The organism is Mucilaginibacter agri, from assembly GCF_009928685.1.
GTDB classification, from domain to species: Bacteria; Bacteroidota; Bacteroidia; order Sphingobacteriales; family Sphingobacteriaceae; genus Mucilaginibacter; species Mucilaginibacter agri.
This window is the reverse complement of sequence record NZ_WWEO01000036.1, coordinates 1-16,408: the sequence shown is the minus strand read 5'-3', so window position 1 is coordinate 16,408 and position 16,408 is coordinate 1. Positions and strand designations below refer to the sequence as shown.

At 41.9% G+C, this 16,408-nt stretch carries 18 protein-coding genes; 8 read left to right on the top strand and 10 right to left on the bottom strand.

All coding sequences use genetic code 11. The features are described from left to right. Window positions 1–436 precede the first annotated feature (436 nt). Window positions 437–1,864 (top strand): chromosomal replication initiator protein DnaA, encoded by a 1,428-nt coding sequence (gene dnaA, locus GSY63_RS02240; RefSeq protein ID WP_166584195.1) that lies wholly within the window; start codon window positions 437–439, stop codon window positions 1,862–1,864. Between the two features lie 65 nt (window positions 1,865–1,929). Further along, window positions 1,930–2,394, top strand: coding sequence for a nuclear transport factor 2 family protein (locus GSY63_RS02235; RefSeq protein WP_166584194.1), 465 nt, complete (start codon window positions 1,930–1,932; stop codon window positions 2,392–2,394). Here the strand turns inward: GSY63_RS02235 and GSY63_RS02230 are convergent, their stop codons facing one another. The 5 genes from GSY63_RS02230 to GSY63_RS02210 form a co-directional block, all read right to left on the bottom strand. Then, window positions 2,395–2,925: a Uma2 family endonuclease gene (locus GSY63_RS02230; RefSeq protein ID WP_166584193.1), complete on the bottom strand. Its 531-nt coding sequence runs from the start codon at window positions 2,923–2,925 to the stop codon at window positions 2,395–2,397. A gap of 54 nt (window positions 2,926–2,979) precedes the next feature. Then, the gene (locus GSY63_RS02225) at window positions 2,980–3,543 is read right to left on the bottom strand and encodes an NUDIX hydrolase (RefSeq protein WP_243749135.1); all 564 of its coding nucleotides are present in this window, start codon (window positions 3,541–3,543) and stop codon (window positions 2,980–2,982) included. A gap of 145 nt (window positions 3,544–3,688) precedes the next feature. After that, a complete protein-coding gene (locus GSY63_RS02220; RefSeq protein ID WP_166584192.1) occupies window positions 3,689–4,495 on the bottom strand; it encodes a TPM domain-containing protein in 807 nt (268 codons plus the stop codon). Window positions 4,496–4,506: 11 nt separating this feature from the next. Next, window positions 4,507–4,941 (bottom strand): TPM domain-containing protein, encoded by a 435-nt coding sequence (locus tag GSY63_RS02215; RefSeq protein ID WP_166584191.1) that lies wholly within the window; start codon window positions 4,939–4,941, stop codon window positions 4,507–4,509. Between the two features lie 104 nt (window positions 4,942–5,045). Continuing rightward, complete coding sequence (locus tag GSY63_RS02210; RefSeq protein ID WP_166584190.1) at window positions 5,046–5,624, bottom strand: LemA family protein; 579 nt, start codon at window positions 5,622–5,624, stop codon at window positions 5,046–5,048. Between the two features lie 146 nt (window positions 5,625–5,770). Here GSY63_RS02210 and GSY63_RS02205 point away from each other — a divergent pair, with 146 nt between their 5' ends. The 3 genes from GSY63_RS02205 (at window position 5,771) to GSY63_RS02195 (ending at window position 9,426) form a co-directional block, all read left to right on the top strand. Further along, window positions 5,771–8,068, top strand: coding sequence for a GH92 family glycosyl hydrolase (locus tag GSY63_RS02205; RefSeq protein WP_166584189.1), 2,298 nt, complete (start codon window positions 5,771–5,773; stop codon window positions 8,066–8,068). A gap of 30 nt (window positions 8,069–8,098) precedes the next feature. Continuing rightward, window positions 8,099–8,551 (top strand): hypothetical protein, encoded by a 453-nt coding sequence (locus GSY63_RS02200; protein WP_166584188.1) that lies wholly within the window; start codon window positions 8,099–8,101, stop codon window positions 8,549–8,551. 209 nt (window positions 8,552–8,760) lie between these two features. Then, a complete protein-coding gene (locus GSY63_RS02195) occupies window positions 8,761–9,426 on the top strand; it encodes a hypothetical protein (protein ID WP_166584187.1) in 666 nt (221 codons plus the stop codon). 517 nt (window positions 9,427–9,943) lie between these two features. Here the strand turns inward: GSY63_RS02195 and GSY63_RS02190 are convergent. After that, window positions 9,944–10,483: an RNA polymerase sigma factor gene (locus tag GSY63_RS02190; protein WP_243749134.1), complete on the bottom strand. Its 540-nt coding sequence runs from the start codon at window positions 10,481–10,483 to the stop codon at window positions 9,944–9,946. Window positions 10,484–10,699: 216 nt separating this feature from the next. Here GSY63_RS02190 and GSY63_RS02185 point away from each other — a divergent pair, with 216 nt between their 5' ends. Together GSY63_RS02185 and GSY63_RS02180 are read left to right on the top strand one after the other, a co-directional pair. Beyond that, window positions 10,700–12,250: an NAD(P)/FAD-dependent oxidoreductase gene (locus GSY63_RS02185; RefSeq protein WP_166584185.1), complete on the top strand. Its 1,551-nt coding sequence runs from the start codon at window positions 10,700–10,702 to the stop codon at window positions 12,248–12,250. Continuing rightward, entirely contained in the window at window positions 12,250–12,732 is a 483-nt protein-coding gene (locus tag GSY63_RS02180; RefSeq protein ID WP_166584184.1) for a DinB family protein, read from the top strand. Before GSY63_RS02185 ends, GSY63_RS02180 begins: the two co-directional genes overlap by 1 nt. Here the strand turns inward: GSY63_RS02180 and GSY63_RS02175 are convergent. From GSY63_RS02175 to GSY63_RS02165, 3 genes are read right to left on the bottom strand one after another with little or no spacing between them, the layout of a single operon-like run. Further along, window positions 12,729–12,944: a hypothetical protein gene (locus GSY63_RS02175; RefSeq protein WP_166584183.1), complete on the bottom strand. Its 216-nt coding sequence runs from the start codon at window positions 12,942–12,944 to the stop codon at window positions 12,729–12,731. The genes GSY63_RS02180 and GSY63_RS02175 overlap by 4 nt on opposite strands. Before the next feature lie 26 nt (window positions 12,945–12,970). Beyond that, on the bottom strand, window positions 12,971–13,411 hold the full coding sequence (locus GSY63_RS24660) for a hypothetical protein (protein WP_208094440.1): 441 nt from the start codon (window positions 13,409–13,411) through the stop codon (window positions 12,971–12,973). Window positions 13,412–13,428: 17 nt separating this feature from the next. Beyond that, the gene (locus GSY63_RS02165) at window positions 13,429–14,010 is read right to left on the bottom strand and encodes an RNA polymerase sigma factor (RefSeq protein ID WP_243749133.1); all 582 of its coding nucleotides are present in this window, start codon (window positions 14,008–14,010) and stop codon (window positions 13,429–13,431) included. 160 nt (window positions 14,011–14,170) lie between these two features. Between GSY63_RS02165 and GSY63_RS02160 the strand changes: the two genes are divergently transcribed. Further along, window positions 14,171–14,536 carry a CoA-binding protein gene (locus tag GSY63_RS02160; protein ID WP_166584182.1) on the top strand — a complete coding sequence of 122 codons (366 nt, stop codon included), beginning with the start codon at window positions 14,171–14,173 and terminating at the stop codon, window positions 14,534–14,536. Between the two features lie 101 nt (window positions 14,537–14,637). Here GSY63_RS02160 and GSY63_RS02155 read toward each other — a convergent pair whose 3' ends face one another. Then, window positions 14,638–16,035, bottom strand: coding sequence for a methyltransferase RsmF C-terminal domain-like protein (locus GSY63_RS02155; protein WP_166584181.1), 1,398 nt, complete (start codon window positions 16,033–16,035; stop codon window positions 14,638–14,640). Window positions 16,036–16,408: the final 373 nt, after the last annotated feature.

Genomic DNA, 16,408 nt, shown 5'->3' with positions numbered 1-16,408 from the left:
AGGTAGTTTTGTGACCACTTTTGAGAAACAAATCGGCCGTTTTTTTATCTAGTTTTGAGGTTCGTTTCGATTCCAAAAAACCTAAATACTGCCAATTCAGGCACTTGTAAATTTGTTGTTAAAAACAACGAAAATCGGTGCAAAAGTTGCTATCTTGAGTTATTAACATTTGTGAATTATTCTTTTTTGTACCTGAATTTCCTAATAGGAAAATAGAGCCAACTTGGAATTAATCATAAAAGTTAAGATTCTTGAAAAAGTGCCCATACGCTTTGGAAATGGCGTTTTTGACATAAGTATAACATTAAATTGGTGTTAAAAAAAATTAAAAAATTTAATTTTTTAATCCGCTAATTTTTTGAATATTCGATGTTCCGTAGCGGGCACTAACTAAGTTTTGTTGTAGGTTACTAATCAGTGTTTTATTAAAATATTTATGGAAAAAACTTGTACTAACGTTTGGAATAGCTGTCTTCAGATCATTAAAGATAACATCCCGGCCCAGAGCTTTAAAACCTGGTTCGAGCCGATAAAAGCTTTAAGGGTTGATGGTAGCGTTTTAACGATACAAGTACCAAGTTTATTCTTTTACGAATGGTTGGAAGAACACTACGTGGGCTTACTTCGTAAAACCATAAAAAAACAATTGGGCGACGAAGGACGTTTAGAGTACAATATAGTTGTAGAGCAATCTTCATCAAGTAAACCATATACTACAAACATGCCATCTAACGGCAACGGTGCCGAGGCGAAAAATCAGTCAATGCCGATCCCCATTTCTATAAATAAGGACATCAAAAATCCGTTTGTAATACCGGGGCTTAAAAAGCTGCATGTAGATCCCCAGCTTAATCAGAACTACACTTTCGAAAACTTTGTTGAAGGAGATTGCAACCGCTTGGCGCGTTCTGCAGGTTATGCGGTGGCAGCTAAACCGGGTGGCACCTCTTTTAACCCATTAATGATATACGGCGGTGTTGGTTTGGGTAAAACCCACCTGGCACAAGCAATAGGTAACGAGATCAAACGCACGTTGCCGGATAAGCTGGTACTATATGTATCGTGTGAAAAATTTACCCAACAGTTTGTTGACGCCTTAAAGCATAACAACATTAACGATTTCGTTAATTTTTACCAGGCTATTGATGTGCTGATCATGGACGATGTGCATAACTTTGCCGGTAAAGAAAAAACACAGGATTTCTTCTTCCACATTTTTAACCACTTGCATCAATCCGGTAAGCAGCTGATCATCACTTCAGATAAAGCGCCTAAAGATCTAGCTGGTTTAGAAGAACGCCTGTTATCGCGTTTTAAATGGGGCCTTTCAGCAGATCTGCAGATCCCTGATCTGGAAACCCGTATGGCAATCCTGAAAAACAAGATCTATCAGGATGGTATCGAACTATCTAACGATGTAATTGAGTACGTAGCACACAATATCGATAATAACGTACGTGAGCTGGAAGGTGCAATGGTTTCGCTGTTGGCGCAATCAACCCTTAACCGTAAGGAGATAGATTTGGCTTTGGCTAAGCAGATGCTGAAGAATTTTGTTAAAAATTCGACCAAAGAAATTTCGATGGAGTATATTCAAAGCCTGGTTTGCGAGTATTTTGAAGTGCCTATCGAGATGCTTAAATCACAAACCCGTAAACGTGAAATTGTACAGGCCCGTCAGATTTCGATGTACCTGGCTAAAGCACACACTAAAAGTTCACTTAAAACAATCGGTCATTTCTTCGGCGGCCGCGACCACTCTACTGTGATCTATGCTTGCCAAACTGTAGAAGACCTGATTGATACTGACAAGAAATTTAAAGGTTACGTAGCCGATATTCAAAAGAAACTGAAAATGTCGTAACCAATTACGAACCCAAATAACAGAGGCCTCGCATTTTGCGGGGCTTTTTTGTTTAACTTGGTTTTATGAAAGTATTATTAAGCCTGGTGCTGCTCGGTATGAGTTTGGCTGTAGCCGCTCAAGATCAGTCCGCCGAAAAAGAGGCTATCAAAAAAACTATTAGTATTCTTTTTGATGGAATGCGCAAAGGTGATAGTACTTTGCTTAAGACTGCATTTGATAAAAAAGCAGTATTTCATTCGATCTCTGCTTCTGCTGCGGGCGAAACCAAGTTGGTTAGCGGAGAGACGCTTCAGGATTTTGCCAAAGCCATCGGGACACCGCACCCGGATGTATGGGACGAACGGGTAAGTATCGAAGAAATAAAAATAAACGGTAACCTCGCCAGTGTATGGGCACCCTATAAGTTTTATCGCGGCGACAAGTTCAGCCATTGCGGTATTGATTCATTTCAATTGATGAAAACCACCGCAGGCTGGAAGATTATTTACGTGGTTGATACCCGGCTTAAAGATAATTGCCCGGAATAATTAAAAGGATAGCACCAAATCGAGTTGTTCCAGATTCAAGCTTTTATGATCTGAACCGATTTTCTCAGAATACTTACCGCCAATCAAAATATAATGCCAAACCTGTTTGGTTTCAGGGTCGATAATAACATATTCGGGAACCAGGTTTTGACGGTACAATTCCAATTTTCTTTCCTGATCATGAATTTTATTGGTAGATAAAATTTCAATGATCAGGTCGGGCGAACCGTATACGCCTTTAGTCTGAATAATATTTCCCCGGTCTTTTTTGATAAACAGGATATCTGGCTGCACTACGTTTTGTCCATTATTAAGATAAACATCGCAAGGGGCCATAAATGCTTTTCCCAAGTTTCGATGTTTAATATGGTAATGAATTTCGGCAAAGATATTTCCTAAAATTTCCTGGTGATTGGTTGTAGGTGAAGGCGACATGTAAAGTGTATTATCGATTACTTCACAAGCAGTTCCTTCCGGAAGTAGTTCAAATACTTCCATGGCAGTACGTGGTATGTCAAGTATATCTTTCATAACAACACTAATATACTAAATAATAAAAACGCTTCAAAAAGGTTTGGTATTGCTCTACAGCACCCCCAACTTGATCAAAGCATAAAACAGAGCTGTACAATGCAACGCCTGTGGTATTTTATGGTCTAGCAATAACTGCTTTACTTCTTCAATGGTATACTCTTCTACAATCAGTTCTTCATGCTCATCTAAAGATTGGCCGGTTACTTTTTTGCCACCAGTAGCCAGGTAACCGTAAGTAATATTATTGGCAGTAGATGGGTTAGGATATACAGAACCGATAAATTCTACCTTATCAAATTCGTAGCCGGTTTCTTCTAATAATTCGCGTCTAACGGCATGTTCGGGAGCTTCGTCGCCATCAATTACACCACCGGGGATTTCTAATGAAACGATGCCTGCTGCATGGCGGTACTGACGAACCATCAAAACTTTATTTTCTTCGGTTATGGCTACTGCGTTTACCCAGTTAGGGTATTCGAGCACAAAGTAGTCTTCAACAATGCGGCCATCGGGCATTTCGCATTTGTCCTGACGGAGGGTAGCCCAAGGGCCTTTATGTACGTACGTAGATGACAGTTTTTTCCAGGTAAGATCTTTCATTAAGTATGATATCATTGTATGCGCAAATGTGTGAATAAAAAAAGAAAGGTGCCTGTTAAATTACAGACACCTTTCAATAATTACAAGGTTATGAATTTCTAAGTCTTATTAAGGTGCAACGATGAGCTTGTCTTGATTCTTGTCTCTTGACTCTAAAAAGCTACCAGCTTCCGCTGCTACCACCACCGCCGAAGCTGCCACCACCGAAACCGCCGAAGCCACCTCCGCCGCCAGAGCCTCCGCCCCCGCCGGAGAAGCCTCCCCAGTCGCTACCGCCACGGCCGCTGTTGCCTAGCATATTGCCGGCCAGGAACCACCATAGCGGACTGGCGCCGCCGCGACTGCCTATGATCCGGCCGCCACCACCACCGCCTCCGCGGTTTTTGAATACTATAATAAGTATAAACACTACAATGATGATGATAAAGCCGGCACTGCCGCCGCCGGTATCTTTGCCGTTGTGTTTTTTCCTGTTCGGATCGGCTTTGTATTCGCCTTTGGTGTATTGGATAATATGATCTGTAGCTACATTTAAGCCGCCGAAATAGTCGCCATTTTTAAAGTATGGCTTAATATCCTGCTGAATGATCTGATTTGTAATAGCATCTGGTAAGGCGCCTTCGGCGCCATACCCGGTTTGTATACTAACCTTGCGGTCATTTATGGCAACGAGTACCAATATGCCGTTATTTTTATCTTTCTGACCAATGCCCCATTTGCGGCCAAGCATGGTGCCATACTCGTTGATATCGTAGTCGCCGACTGATTTTATAAGTACAACCGCTACCTGGGTAGATGTAGAATCGTCAAACGCAACCAGTTTGTTTTCTAAAGTTTGCTTGTCGCTTTCAGAAAGGGTGTTGGTAAAGTCGGCAACCAATGTATTTGGTTTCGGCGGAAATTCCTGTGCCCGGGTAAGGAAGCAGGATAATAGAAGGCCAAAAACCAGTAATAATTTCTTAAACATGATAATAGGGGTTAATTGCCATCCATGAAGGCGATGTCATCAGGTAGCTCATTTTTGTCGTCTAACTGATACGGGAAGTATTTTTGCAGCTGCAAACCAGCGCGGTTAAGACCAACAACTATACCTTCTACCAAATTGCCTTGTTTAAACTGCTCCAGCATTTCGTTCTTGGTTTCATCCCAAAAATCGGGCGGTACGGCTGCATTAATACCGGCGTCGCCAATAATGGCAAACTTACGGTCTACAGTAGCCAGGTAAACCAGTACGCCATTACGCAGCCGTGTTTTTTCCATATCCAGCTGGTAAAAGTATTTGGCAGCACGGTCGAGCACTTCTTCACTGCAGTTTTTTTCGATACACACCCTTATCTCTCCCGATGTATTTTTCTCGGCAGACTCAATCGCCTTGCGGATTTGTTGCTGCTCTTCGTCGTTAAATACGTCCATAACTTAATGATAGAATGAGTGAATTATTCAATTTTGAATGAAAGAATGAGTAGATGTTAGAATGCGCAATACTCATTCTATCACTCTAGCATTCTATCATTAAATTAGAAACTTACTTTCGGCGCTGCTTGCGAAGCTGCATCTGCCTGGAAGTATCCTTTAGGCACAAAACCGAACATTTTAGCAGTTAAGTTAGCCGGGAATTCGCGAATCTTGCTGTTGTATTGCTGTACAGAATTATTAAAATCTATACGGGCAACGCTGATGCGGTTTTCTGTACCTTCTAACTGTGCCTGTAAGGCAGTAAAGTTTTCGTTAGCCTTTAAGTTAGGGTAGTTTTCTGATGCTACCAATAAACGACCTAAGGCAGTACTTAACTGGCCTTGCGCTTCCTGGTATTTCTGTACAGTTTCGGGAGTTAACTTGGTTGGATCAACTTGTATAGAAGTTGCTTTGGCGCGGGCTTCGGTAACTGCTGTTAAGGTGCTTTTTTCGAAATTGGCAACACCTTTAACGGTAGATACCAGGTTGGGAATTAAGTCTGCGCGGCGCTGATACTGGCTTTGTACAGTACCCCACTTTGCTTTGCTTTCTTCGTCCATTTTAACAATACTATTGTAACTGCATGAACTTAATGACATAGCAGCCACTACCACAAATATTGCTGTTAATAATCGTTTCATCTTAGATTGATTTTATTTTTTTGAATTTAGTGATTAGATGCAAATTGTATACCGTTGTTACATTACCTAAATGTAATGACATATTGGCAATATACATACATTAATACTTGGCACTAAGTTTTATATTTGGCGCACAAGTTACCCTCATGAAGAAAAAGCTGCTGCTGATAACAATGGTGCTGGGCCACATGGCTGTAAACGCACAGACTGTAAAAAATGAAAACCTGGTTCAATATGTAAAGCCTATTATAGGTACGCAGCGTATGGGCCATACCTATCCGGGTGCTACCGTGCCTTTTGGTATGGTGCAACTAAGCCCTGAAACTGATACCCCAAGTTATGTACTGAACGGAAAATATAACCCCGACGTGTATAAATACTGCGCCGGCTATCAGTATGACGATAAAACAATCGTAGGGTTCAGCCATACCCACTTTAGTGGAACCGGGCACTCGGACCTGGGCGATATATTAATTATGCCAACCACTGGTGCTTTGCAATTAAACCCCGGTACAGCAGATAAACCACTGAGCGGTTATCGCTCGGCATTCTCGCATCAGAACGAGGTAAGCGAAGCCAACTATTATAAGGTAAAGCTCGACGATCATAACATTACTGCCGAATTGACTTCAACAACCCGTGTAGGCGTACATCAATACACCTTTCCTAAAGCGGACGATGCGCATATCATACTGGATATGATGGCCGGGATATATAACTATCCGGAGAAAAATGTGTGGACATATTTACGGGTAGTTAATGATAGCACGGTTATCGGTTTCAGGCAAACCAATGGCTGGGCGCGTACACGCGTACTCTATTTTGCCATGTCGTTCTCTAAAGCTTTCATAGCACATGGATTTAAAAATTACGATACTAAAAGTGTGTACCGCGGTTTCTGGGGAAAATTCAATGCTAACAAAAATTTCCCCGAGATAGCCGGAAAGCAAATCAAAGCCTGGTTTGATTTCAAAACAGGCGAAGGAGAGAAAGTAAAGATCAAAGTAGCGCTGTCGCCGGTAAGTATGGATGGCGCGTTAGCCAATATGAAAGCCGAAGCGCCGGGTTGGGATTTTAACCAGATTAAAGAAGCCGGACAGAAGCAATGGGAAAACGAACTGCATAAAATTGTAATCCAGTCGCCAAGTGTTGCCGAGAAACAGAATTTTTATACGGCAATGTACCACGCCATGATCAACCCGACCATTTATATGGATTTGGACGGGAACTATAAAGGACTGGATCAAAACGTACACAAGGCCGATGGTTTTACCAATTACACTACTTTTTCTTTATGGGACACCTACCGCGCATTGCATCCGCTGTTTAACATCATCGACCCAAAACGTAATACCGACATGGTGAATTCGATGTTGAAACATTACGACCAAAGCCCCGAGCACATGCTACCTGTATGGTCAAACTCAGGCAACGAAAACTGGTGTATGAGTGGCTATCACAGTGTTGCTGTAATTGCTGATGCCGTAATTAAAGGGAATGTTGATTTTGACGCTAACAAAGCACTTGATGCCTGCGTTGCCACCGCCCGTCACCGAGATTATGAAGGAATAGGCGAGTACATGGACAAAGGCTACATCCCCGACGAGAGGAGCGGGGTTTCGGTATCGTCAACCTTAGAGTATGCTTATGATGATTGGGCTATCGCTCAACTGGCTAAGAAATTAAACCGTAATGATATTTACGAAGAGTTTATCAAACGTTCGCAGAACTATAAAAACGTATACGATCCTAAGGTTGGCTTTATGCGCCCTAAACTCGCTGATGGTACCTTCCGCAAAAACTTTGATGCGTTGACAACCATTAACCAGGGCTTTATTGAAGGTAACTCATGGAACTACACCCTGTTTGCTCCGCAAGATCCAAAAGGATTGATTGAATTAATGGGCGGTAATAAAAGAGTAGTTAGATATCTGGATTCACTATTCACCATGCAGTTGCCGGATAAGTTTTTTGCTGAGACCGAAGATATTACCCGCGATGGTATTATCGGCAACTACGTACATGGTAACGAGCCAAGCCACCACGTAGCCTATTTATATAACTGGACAGACAAGCCCTGGAAAACACAGGAGCGCATCCGTATGATCCTGAAAAAAATGTATGGACCAGCGCCTGATGGTTTAGGTGGTAATGATGATACTGGTCAAATGAGTGCCTGGTATATCTTCAGTACCATCGGTTTTTATCCGGTGGCCCCAGGGTCTGACGAATACTCAATCGGTAGCCCGGCAATTAATAATGCCGTTATTAACCTGGATAATGGGAAAACCTTTACCATCGTTGTGAAAAACCAAAGCGACAAGAATGTTTACATCCAGAAGATGACTCTCAATGGTAAGCCACTTAATGGTCTTACAATAAAGCATAGTGATATTACTAATGGTGGCGAGCTGGTGTTTTATATGGGTAGCAGCCATAAATAAAATGTAAGTACTTGAAGAAAAAAAGTAGCTATGGCAATTAAAAAATTAAGCCGCTGGAATGTCAGATTGACGTTAGTGGTGGGATTACTTTTATTTAATGCTGTAGCTTTTTTTTATTTGGGAAAAATTAATGGCGAGCGTTCCTGTAATATCAATAGCCTTAATGAGGTACATTATGAACCGGAACCGACGGGAGGAACTTATGAGCCCAGTTTTCAAACCATTTTAGCCCAGGAGCTTAAGCATAAACTCAAGGCTATAGCTCAACCTTATACTAAAGAAAAAATCAATTCTGTTATTCATGAAGTTGAAGAGCAAACTAATCTTCGAAATTTTATGACCTTGGTTACTGTCGACAGCAGTTTATATAAAGTAATAATAAGCAATGGTGATAATAAAGCTAAGCGAAGCAGTTTCCTGTTGCTGGCGAATGATTCAATTTATTATTTAAAACCATTAAAAATCGTAAAAGACTTAAAATAGGTGTTAAATATCGTTAAACCGAAATGAATACGAGTGGCACGCTCGCGCCAGCATAAGGGGCAGTAGCCATAAGTAATTTAGAAAATAAAGAATCTTTAACCCCTTATGGTCATAGTTAATTAGGCGTTACTTGCTTAAATGGACTCAAGTACGCTCGCGTAAGCACCGTGGGAGTTATGGATTGCCTTTAAGGCCAGTTAAATGAATATATGAATAAACTTTTTATAGGATTAACAGGTGTACTATTAACCGTTTTAACAAGTTGTAATAGCAAATCGAATAATGCTGGAAGAGATTCATTAACTAACAAAGCTTCAAATACATCTAAATCCTTTGATGATTCAATAAAAAAGCAAAAAGCAATTGATGCGCAAATGGCTCTTGGGGATCGACCAGACAGTGAGCAGGAGGATCCATCACAAAGCGAAGAACGACAGTGTATAGCGAATAACTATGTCAAAGTAGAACGGATTGATACCACATTGATTAGTGGAACAGATAGCCTTCATCTTATTTTAAAATACTATTGTTTGACAAATAGCACTTTAACAGTGCCAAAATCATATGAGGAAAGCTCTAATGATTTTGTAACACACCCTTTTGCAACCAATATTGTATTTGTAAATGGAAAAGATACCGTTCTAAATAAACAGTTTAAGGCAACGGATTTCAATCCTTATTTTACTGACAACTTTGATGGCAACCTAAAAAAATATGGAAGTATACTTTTAATGCCTATTTTGTCAAAAGAAAACAAAGATAGCAATCGAATAGTATTAGCATATTCAATTGCTATTCCTACAACAGATATAGGCAAAGAAGTATATCTGACTATCTCAAAAAAGGGTGAGTACAAAGTTGTAGAGCATTTATAAAAAAGCAAAGTCCCGTGCTTGCGCTAACGTATCGCTCGTGTCCATTCAGGCAATTATTCTAAATTCGTCGTCGCAGGGTCTCTCGTGGAGGACCCAGCGTTGTGCTTAACTTTCCTAAGTGCAAGTGCTTCTACGAGAGACCTTGCGAAAACTGAAATTCAGTAACAAGCACAATTAACTTATAGGACATGATTATAATATACATTCTTGGCGGAATTGCCAGTGTCTTATTAGGCGCGGGTATTCTATTTCTACAAATTAAAACATTTGGAAGAGGAACTCAGGATAGGTTAGGATTCGACATCAAATTAATGTTTGGGGGAGTTGGTCTCATAATATTAGGTATGGGGTTATTAAGTAAGTTTCTGTAAATAACAATATATTAAGAATTTGTAATCTCCAACAGGCCCAGTCGCCGTGCTGGGCTTTTCTATTCCCAGTGCTGCCGTGAGCGTGACGCTCGTGTCCAACAAATACTTATGCTGAACCAGCAAATAACTTAATATAACACTATAGGTTAGTTAGCCTGATAAGCTTCTAATTGAGTTACTTTTTTTCTCAGGATACCACGGGCACGGTGCAGGGTAGTGCGGGATAATAATTCTGAAATACCCAGCATAGTGCCTATTTCCTGGTGCGAATAGCCTTCTATAGCATACAGGTTAAATACAGAGCGATAATTGCCTGGCAATTGTTGGATGATGTTCATCAACTCCTTGGCGTCTACATTATTATTCTGCTCTGATGTATAGCAGGGCACACTGTTTTCAGACATATCTTCAGTTAGCATTATTGGCTTTAATTTGCGGTAGCGAGATATAGCAGTGTGCGCCATAATACGGCGGATCCATCCTTCGAGGCTACCTTCGCCGCGGTAGTTGTGCAAATTTTTAAATATCTTGATAAAGCCTTCCTGCATTACATCTTGCGCTTCGTCCCGGTCGGTGGTGTAGCGCATGCATACGGCAAGCATTTTTGGGGCTAATACTTTATATAGCAACTCTTGTTGTTTACGGTCGTTGATTTTGCAACCTTCCCAAATTCTATTTAAACTCATTTCAGCGATCATGGCATTTTTGGTTTGATGTATACCCTATGCCAATTACGACACCAATTATGTAATTAACTGATATTCAGTGGTGTAATATTGAAATGACAATTGAAACCGTACGCTACCGTACAGTAAGCGTACACGCCCGTACACTTTTGTACCGGCACAAATATGATTTTGTTTAACTTTGCACCATCCGGGATAAAAACCCGGCAATGTATCATGATCAAAGAAGTAGAGATCGTCTGTTTACCCGAACAGCATGAAGATGCCGAAGCATTAAAATCTATAACAGCCGCTGCGCTGAAAACACCTGTACAGCAACTTACCGATATTAAAATATTCAAGCGATCTATAGATGCACGCGGTCGCAAGGTGGTTTACAGGATGCAGGTTCGTGCATATATAAATGAGCCGATGCCACAGGAGCATCAGGTAATCGCTTATCCTGATGTTAAAGATGCCCGCCCCGTTATTATTATAGGTGCCGGTCCGGCTGGATTGTTTGCTGCTTTGCAATGTATTAAGCAAGGGTTAAAACCTATTGTATTGGAGCGTGGTAAAGATGTAAAACAACGTCGTCGCGATTTGGCCAATATCAACAAACAGGGCTTGGTTAACCCCGACTCTAACTATTGCTTCGGCGAGGGCGGCGCAGGGACTTATTCTGATGGTAAACTTTACACCCGCTCGACTAAGAGGGGCGATGTAAATGAAGTACTGAAAGTTTTTACCGACCACGGCGCCACCGAAGATATTTTGGTAGATGCCCGCCCGCATATCGGAACCAATAAACTGCCGCAAATTATTACAGCCATGCGCGAAAGCATTGAAAATGCTGGGGGTGAAGTTAGGTTTGATGCCAGGGTGGTAAACCTGTTGGTTAATTTTAACAAGATAGAAGGCGTTGAGCTTTCATCGGGAGAGAAACTGCATTCTAAGGCAGTGATCCTGGCAACCGGCCATTCGGCACGTGATGTGTTCGAGATGTTGCATCGCCAAAATATATTAATAGAAGCCAAGCCATTTGCGTTGGGTGTGCGTATAGAGCATCCACAACAAATTATAGATCAGGCGCAATATCACTGTGCTGATAGGGGAGAATATCTGCCACCGTCTTATTACAGTTTGGTAGAGCAGGTAGATAACCGAGGTGTCTTCTCATTCTGTATGTGCCCGGGAGGTATCATTGCCCCATGCGCAACAGACCATAACGAAATTGTGGTTAACGGCTGGAGCCCATCAAAGCGAAATAATCCTTTTGCCAATTCGGGCACGGTAGTGCAGATAAATTTGGAGGATGTACCGGGGCGAGAAAATGATCCGTTCCGTTTGCTCAATTTTCAGCATCAGATAGAGCAGTTGGCATTTACTGCCGGTGGCGGCAATTTGGTAGCACCCGCTCAACGGATGATAGATTTTGTGGAAGGTCGGGTTTCTAAAGATCTGCCCTCTAATTCGTACTTACCCGGTTGCAAAAGTGTCGACCTAATTAATGTACTACCTGATTGGATCCATCAGCGGCTGCAAAAGGCATTGCCGGTTTTCGGGAGAAAAATGAAGGGTTATTATACTAATGAAGCCATATTAGTAGGGGTAGAGTCGCGCACATCGTCGCCGGTAAAAGTGCCACGCGATAAGCAGACGCTGCAGCATCCGCAAATTGCAGGCTTATTTCCGTGCGGCGAAGGTGCTGGTTATGCAGGTGGCATTATTTCTGCTGCGATTGATGGTATCAACTGTGCCGACGCGGCATTTAAATCTTTAAACTAATGAGCACAACAGCCGAAAAACTGGAGCAAAAGTTAACCAATGTATTATATGGCGAGCCCTGGTATGGTACGCCTATATATACGATTATGGAAAGGGTAACTTTCGAAACCGCTTTTGAGAAGCCAAGTCACTCGGCGCATAATATTGCGGAAATCGTGCTCCACATGTTCAGCTGGACAGAAGAGGTAATGGACCGTCTGAATGGCGTGCCGGCTGGCGTCCCCGTAAGCGGCGATTGGCCCCCTCCCGGCGCTCCCGATGAAGAAAAATGGAAGCTTTGGGTGTCAGATTTTAAACTGGTTAATGTAAACCTGGTAAATGTGATCCGAAATTTCCCGGCAGATGAATGGGACCAACCTATTAATGATACCCGCGGTAACGAACCGGTAACCACCTACGCCGAATTGGTAGATGGTTTTATTGAGCACCAGGTTTATCATGCCGGGCAAATAGCTTTGCTCACCCGTATTATAAACGGTTAATCTTCCAGCTCCTGGCAGTTAAAGCCTGCCGTTTGCAAAACTGATTCAACATATCGCGGCGATAGTTGATTGCTAACCACACGCAAAATCCTGTCGCAATCGTCCAGATCAAAATTCCATTTTACAATGGCCGGAATGGAGGTAAGCAAGGTTTGTACCTTACTTACCTGTTGCTTTTTGGTTACGCTTGTTTTAAATACCAATACTTGCATAAAAAGCTGTTTAATATCTATGGCTGTTAAAACTCTTTCTGTTCTTGTGTTTTGTCGCCCTCTGGCTTAACATTTTCCTCCTCGTCCAGGTCAACCCAAAAATTATCAAATCCGCGACGGCCAAATTGGCCTTTGTATCCGCACATCCGTTCTTTCATTTTTCTTTTAAAAGCTTCCTTTTGCTCGGGTGTCATGTTTTTGAAACGTTCTCCCATGCGTTTTCTCATCATCCATGGTGCACCGTCCGGACCGAATTTTCTACCGCCTTTGCTAAATCCAAATAAAATTTTGCTCAAAATAAATATCCCCATTGCTTGCCAGAAGTTAATGGCGGTAACGTGCAAAATGTCGGGCAGTAAATGGTTCCATAACTGCATCACCACAAAACTGATGAGCGATAAAAACGCCACCGCAGCTATGGGGAAAAATATGAACCTCGCAGGTCCTTCAAAAAATACTCTTTTCATGTCTTTAATTTTTTCTATTAACTTTTTATAATCTCGTCATACAATACTTTAAGCCGTTTGCGTAGGTGCAAAACCGCGTATCGCTTGCGCGATACCAATGTTTGGATGGGCACACCTGTGAGGTCAGTCATTTCCGCAAAAGACATATCGTCCAATTCGTGCCATATAAACACTTGCTTTTGTTCTTCAGGTAATTCGTCGAGCGCGGCGAAAACTTCGTCCCAAACCAACTGGTTCATGTAAGCATTTTCAGGCGTGTTGGTATCTGGTAATAAAATTGATTCCAGATCCTGGGTTACACTCTCGTCGTCTTCATCATCGCTGCCAAACAAATCGCTTAATAATGATTCCGATTTCTTTTTATGCTTGTCTGTTATCTTATTGCGTGCAACCTTATATAACCATGCACCCGTTTCGGCTATTGGCTCTGCATTTACCACGGCGCTAAACTGATACCATACATCCTGCAGAATGTCTTCGGCATCGGCGTCATTCTTCACCCTTTTGCGGATAAAAGCCAACAGACTTTTACCATACGCTTTGATGGTATTAAGTGTATGACTGTTTTTATCTTCGGGCATCAGGGCTGTAGTAACCAATGTATTCTCGTTTAGTAGAGAAGACGATTGAGGTTTAATAACATTTTAAATAATTGAAATTATTTTTGATAGACTAAACTAACCATTTTCTGTTACAGCGTTTTACACTAGGGCGACACAGAAATGGGTGATAGGCCTGATATTTGATGTATTACATATTATGGCCGATAAAAAAACATTAGTACTGGGTGCAACGCCCGATACCAGCCGTTACGCTTACCTTGCTGCTAACCGATTGGTACGCAGCGGGCACAGCATTGTTAACGTAGGAATAAAAACCGGTGAGGTTGCCGGCGTAGAAATTGAGAAACCCGAAGCTATCCATAGCGATATAGATACTATTACCCTGTATGTTGGCCCGCAAAACCAACCGCCGCTATACGACTATATTTTAGCCACCCATCCCAAACGGATTATCTTTAATCCCGGAACTGAGAACGGAGAACTTCGAAGAATGGCGAGAGAGAAAGGGATAGAAACTTTATCTGCTTGCACACTGGTGATGTTATCGACAGGAGAATATTAAAGAAGAGAAGCAAGATTCGAGAGACAAGAATCAAGGCTAAGCCCAAACCCCTAAAAAATTCCCTCTCCAACGGCGAGGGCTGGGGTGAGGCTAGAATAATGCTATTCAACTCCCCCTTTAGGGGGCAGGGGGGCTTGGGATAATATTCTCAACTCCTTCGGGTAATAATTATTAATCCTGCTCGGCAGTAACTTTGCCCATCCCAGTGGCTCACCTTTATAAGTCATCAAACTCCATCCTTTTTGTGTAATCTCCATATCTATATTGTCACGTCGGAGGTAAGCGATGGCTTGGTCTTCAGTTAGTTCCGTTTCCTGAAAAACGTCTTTATTAATAATGAGACTTAAAGCCAGCTCATGATCGGGAATCAGATCTTTGCCAGCCAGTTTACCGATTCGGATGCCCGATTTTTTAATATATAGCCTGTCTTGTAAAGTCAGCATGCTATCGCGATGAATGTCGGGTATTACCAACCAGTCGTCGGCTACTTTGAAAAAGTGATAATTACTGCTATCCTTTATATATGATCTTAGGGGATCAATCTCCTTTGGATTTAATTTCTGAAACTTGGCTTTATGGGTCGACATGCCACCAGTATCTTCCTTCTTAATTAAGCATGCGGCAAACAGGCCTTCACCTTTAACTTTATCAGGATAAAAACGATAACCCCAAGCCTTGTGTGCTACAGATTGCGTTTCCACAATACCCCACTCACTATCTATATTAATACGTAAGGATTCCAGGTCGAAGGTTTCGCAAAGCCAATCCAATATATTTTCGTTTTCTTCAACCGAATAAGAGCAAGTACTATATATAAGGTAACCGTTTTCTTTCAGTGCCGGATAAACATCCGCCAGTATGCGTTCCTGCCTCTGGTGGCAAAGTTTAACGTTCCCTTCCGACCATTCGTCCATAGCTGCCGTATCTTTACGGAACATGCCCGATCCCGAACAGGGCGCATCAACTAATACCACATCAAAAAAGCCCGGCAGTCTACCAAAATCTTTTGCGTCATTATTAGTAACGATAACGTTAGGATTTCCCCAACGGGTTAAATTATCGGTGAGCACAGGTACACGGGTTTTGATGATTTCGTTGGCAACAAGCAGATCTTCGTTAGTCAATGTCGAAGCTAGCAGGGTGCTTTTACCGCCGGGCGCGGCGCATAGATCTAGCACTTTTAAAGTTTCTTCATCGGTAAGCGTTTTAATCTGGCGCATAATAGTATCTATAAACATAGAGGATGCCTCCTGTACATAATAGCTACCCGCGTGAAATAATGGATCGAAAGTGAACGATGGACGCTCGGCTAAATAGTAGGCATCTTTACACCAAGGCACTGGTTGCGCATTGGCAAACGATGTTTTTTTATTGGGATTGATGCGTACCGAGGTAGGAGCAGCAACTAATTGATGCGCTTTTACAAAGTTTTCACGGTCGAAACCCGGCGCTTCTGCCAAGTCATCCAGGAAATTTTCAGGAAAAATGAGGTTATCCATATATACATCAAAGATACAAATTACTCTTCAGGGCGTATTAAATGTATTACGATGGAAAAGGTTTAGCTGTTGTATGTGTTAATTTTCAGAGAGTTATATGAACGTACATAAAAATGCAAAATTTGTTTTGGCAAATGCTGCAAAAGAATGTACATTTGTAACCCCGCAAACGAGTAGCGAGGGTTGTTCATTAAGAATTAAAAGAGACAAAAAATAATTTCAAAAAAGCTAAATAAAGCTTGCAAGAAAGAAAAAAGATGTTCATCTTTGCAGCCGCTTCTAAAGGGAGCGAAAGTTCTTAGAAAGTCGGGAAGGAAGGGGTTGAGTTGAGGGTTGAAAAACCGGAAGCGAAACGGGTTTAAAAGGAGCGAGA

Bases quoted from the DNA above. Each gene is read 5' to 3' on its own strand.
- dnaA (WP_166584195.1), top strand. From the start codon at position 437: ATGGAAAAAACTTGTACTAACGTTTGGAATAGCTGTCTTCAGATCATT.
- GSY63_RS02235 (WP_166584194.1), top strand. From the start codon at position 1,930: ATGAAAGTATTATTAAGCCTGGTGCTGCTCGGTATGAGTTTGGCTGTA.
- GSY63_RS02230 (WP_166584193.1), bottom strand. From the start codon at position 2,925: ATGAAAGATATACTTGACATACCACGTACTGCCATGGAAGTATTTGAA.
- GSY63_RS02225 (WP_243749135.1), bottom strand. From the start codon at position 3,543: ATGATATCATACTTAATGAAAGATCTTACCTGGAAAAAACTGTCATCT.
- GSY63_RS02220 (WP_166584192.1), bottom strand. From the start codon at position 4,495: ATGTTTAAGAAATTATTACTGGTTTTTGGCCTTCTATTATCCTGCTTC.
- GSY63_RS02215 (WP_166584191.1), bottom strand. From the start codon at position 4,941: ATGGACGTATTTAACGACGAAGAGCAGCAACAAATCCGCAAGGCGATT.
- GSY63_RS02210 (WP_166584190.1), bottom strand. From the start codon at position 5,624: ATGAAACGATTATTAACAGCAATATTTGTGGTAGTGGCTGCTATGTCA.
- GSY63_RS02205 (WP_166584189.1), top strand. From the start codon at position 5,771: ATGAAGAAAAAGCTGCTGCTGATAACAATGGTGCTGGGCCACATGGCT.
- GSY63_RS02200 (WP_166584188.1), top strand. From the start codon at position 8,099: ATGGCAATTAAAAAATTAAGCCGCTGGAATGTCAGATTGACGTTAGTG.
- GSY63_RS02195 (WP_166584187.1), top strand. From the start codon at position 8,761: ATGAATAAACTTTTTATAGGATTAACAGGTGTACTATTAACCGTTTTA.
- GSY63_RS02190 (WP_243749134.1), bottom strand. From the start codon at position 10,483: ATGAGTTTAAATAGAATTTGGGAAGGTTGCAAAATCAACGACCGTAAA.
- GSY63_RS02185 (WP_166584185.1), top strand. From the start codon at position 10,700: ATGATCAAAGAAGTAGAGATCGTCTGTTTACCCGAACAGCATGAAGAT.
- GSY63_RS02180 (WP_166584184.1), top strand. From the start codon at position 12,250: ATGAGCACAACAGCCGAAAAACTGGAGCAAAAGTTAACCAATGTATTA.
- GSY63_RS02175 (WP_166584183.1), bottom strand. From the start codon at position 12,944: ATGCAAGTATTGGTATTTAAAACAAGCGTAACCAAAAAGCAACAGGTA.
- GSY63_RS24660 (WP_208094440.1), bottom strand. From the start codon at position 13,411: ATGAAAAGAGTATTTTTTGAAGGACCTGCGAGGTTCATATTTTTCCCC.
- GSY63_RS02160 (WP_166584182.1), top strand. From the start codon at position 14,171: ATGGCCGATAAAAAAACATTAGTACTGGGTGCAACGCCCGATACCAGC.
- GSY63_RS02155 (WP_166584181.1), bottom strand. From the start codon at position 16,035: ATGGATAACCTCATTTTTCCTGAAAATTTCCTGGATGACTTGGCAGAA.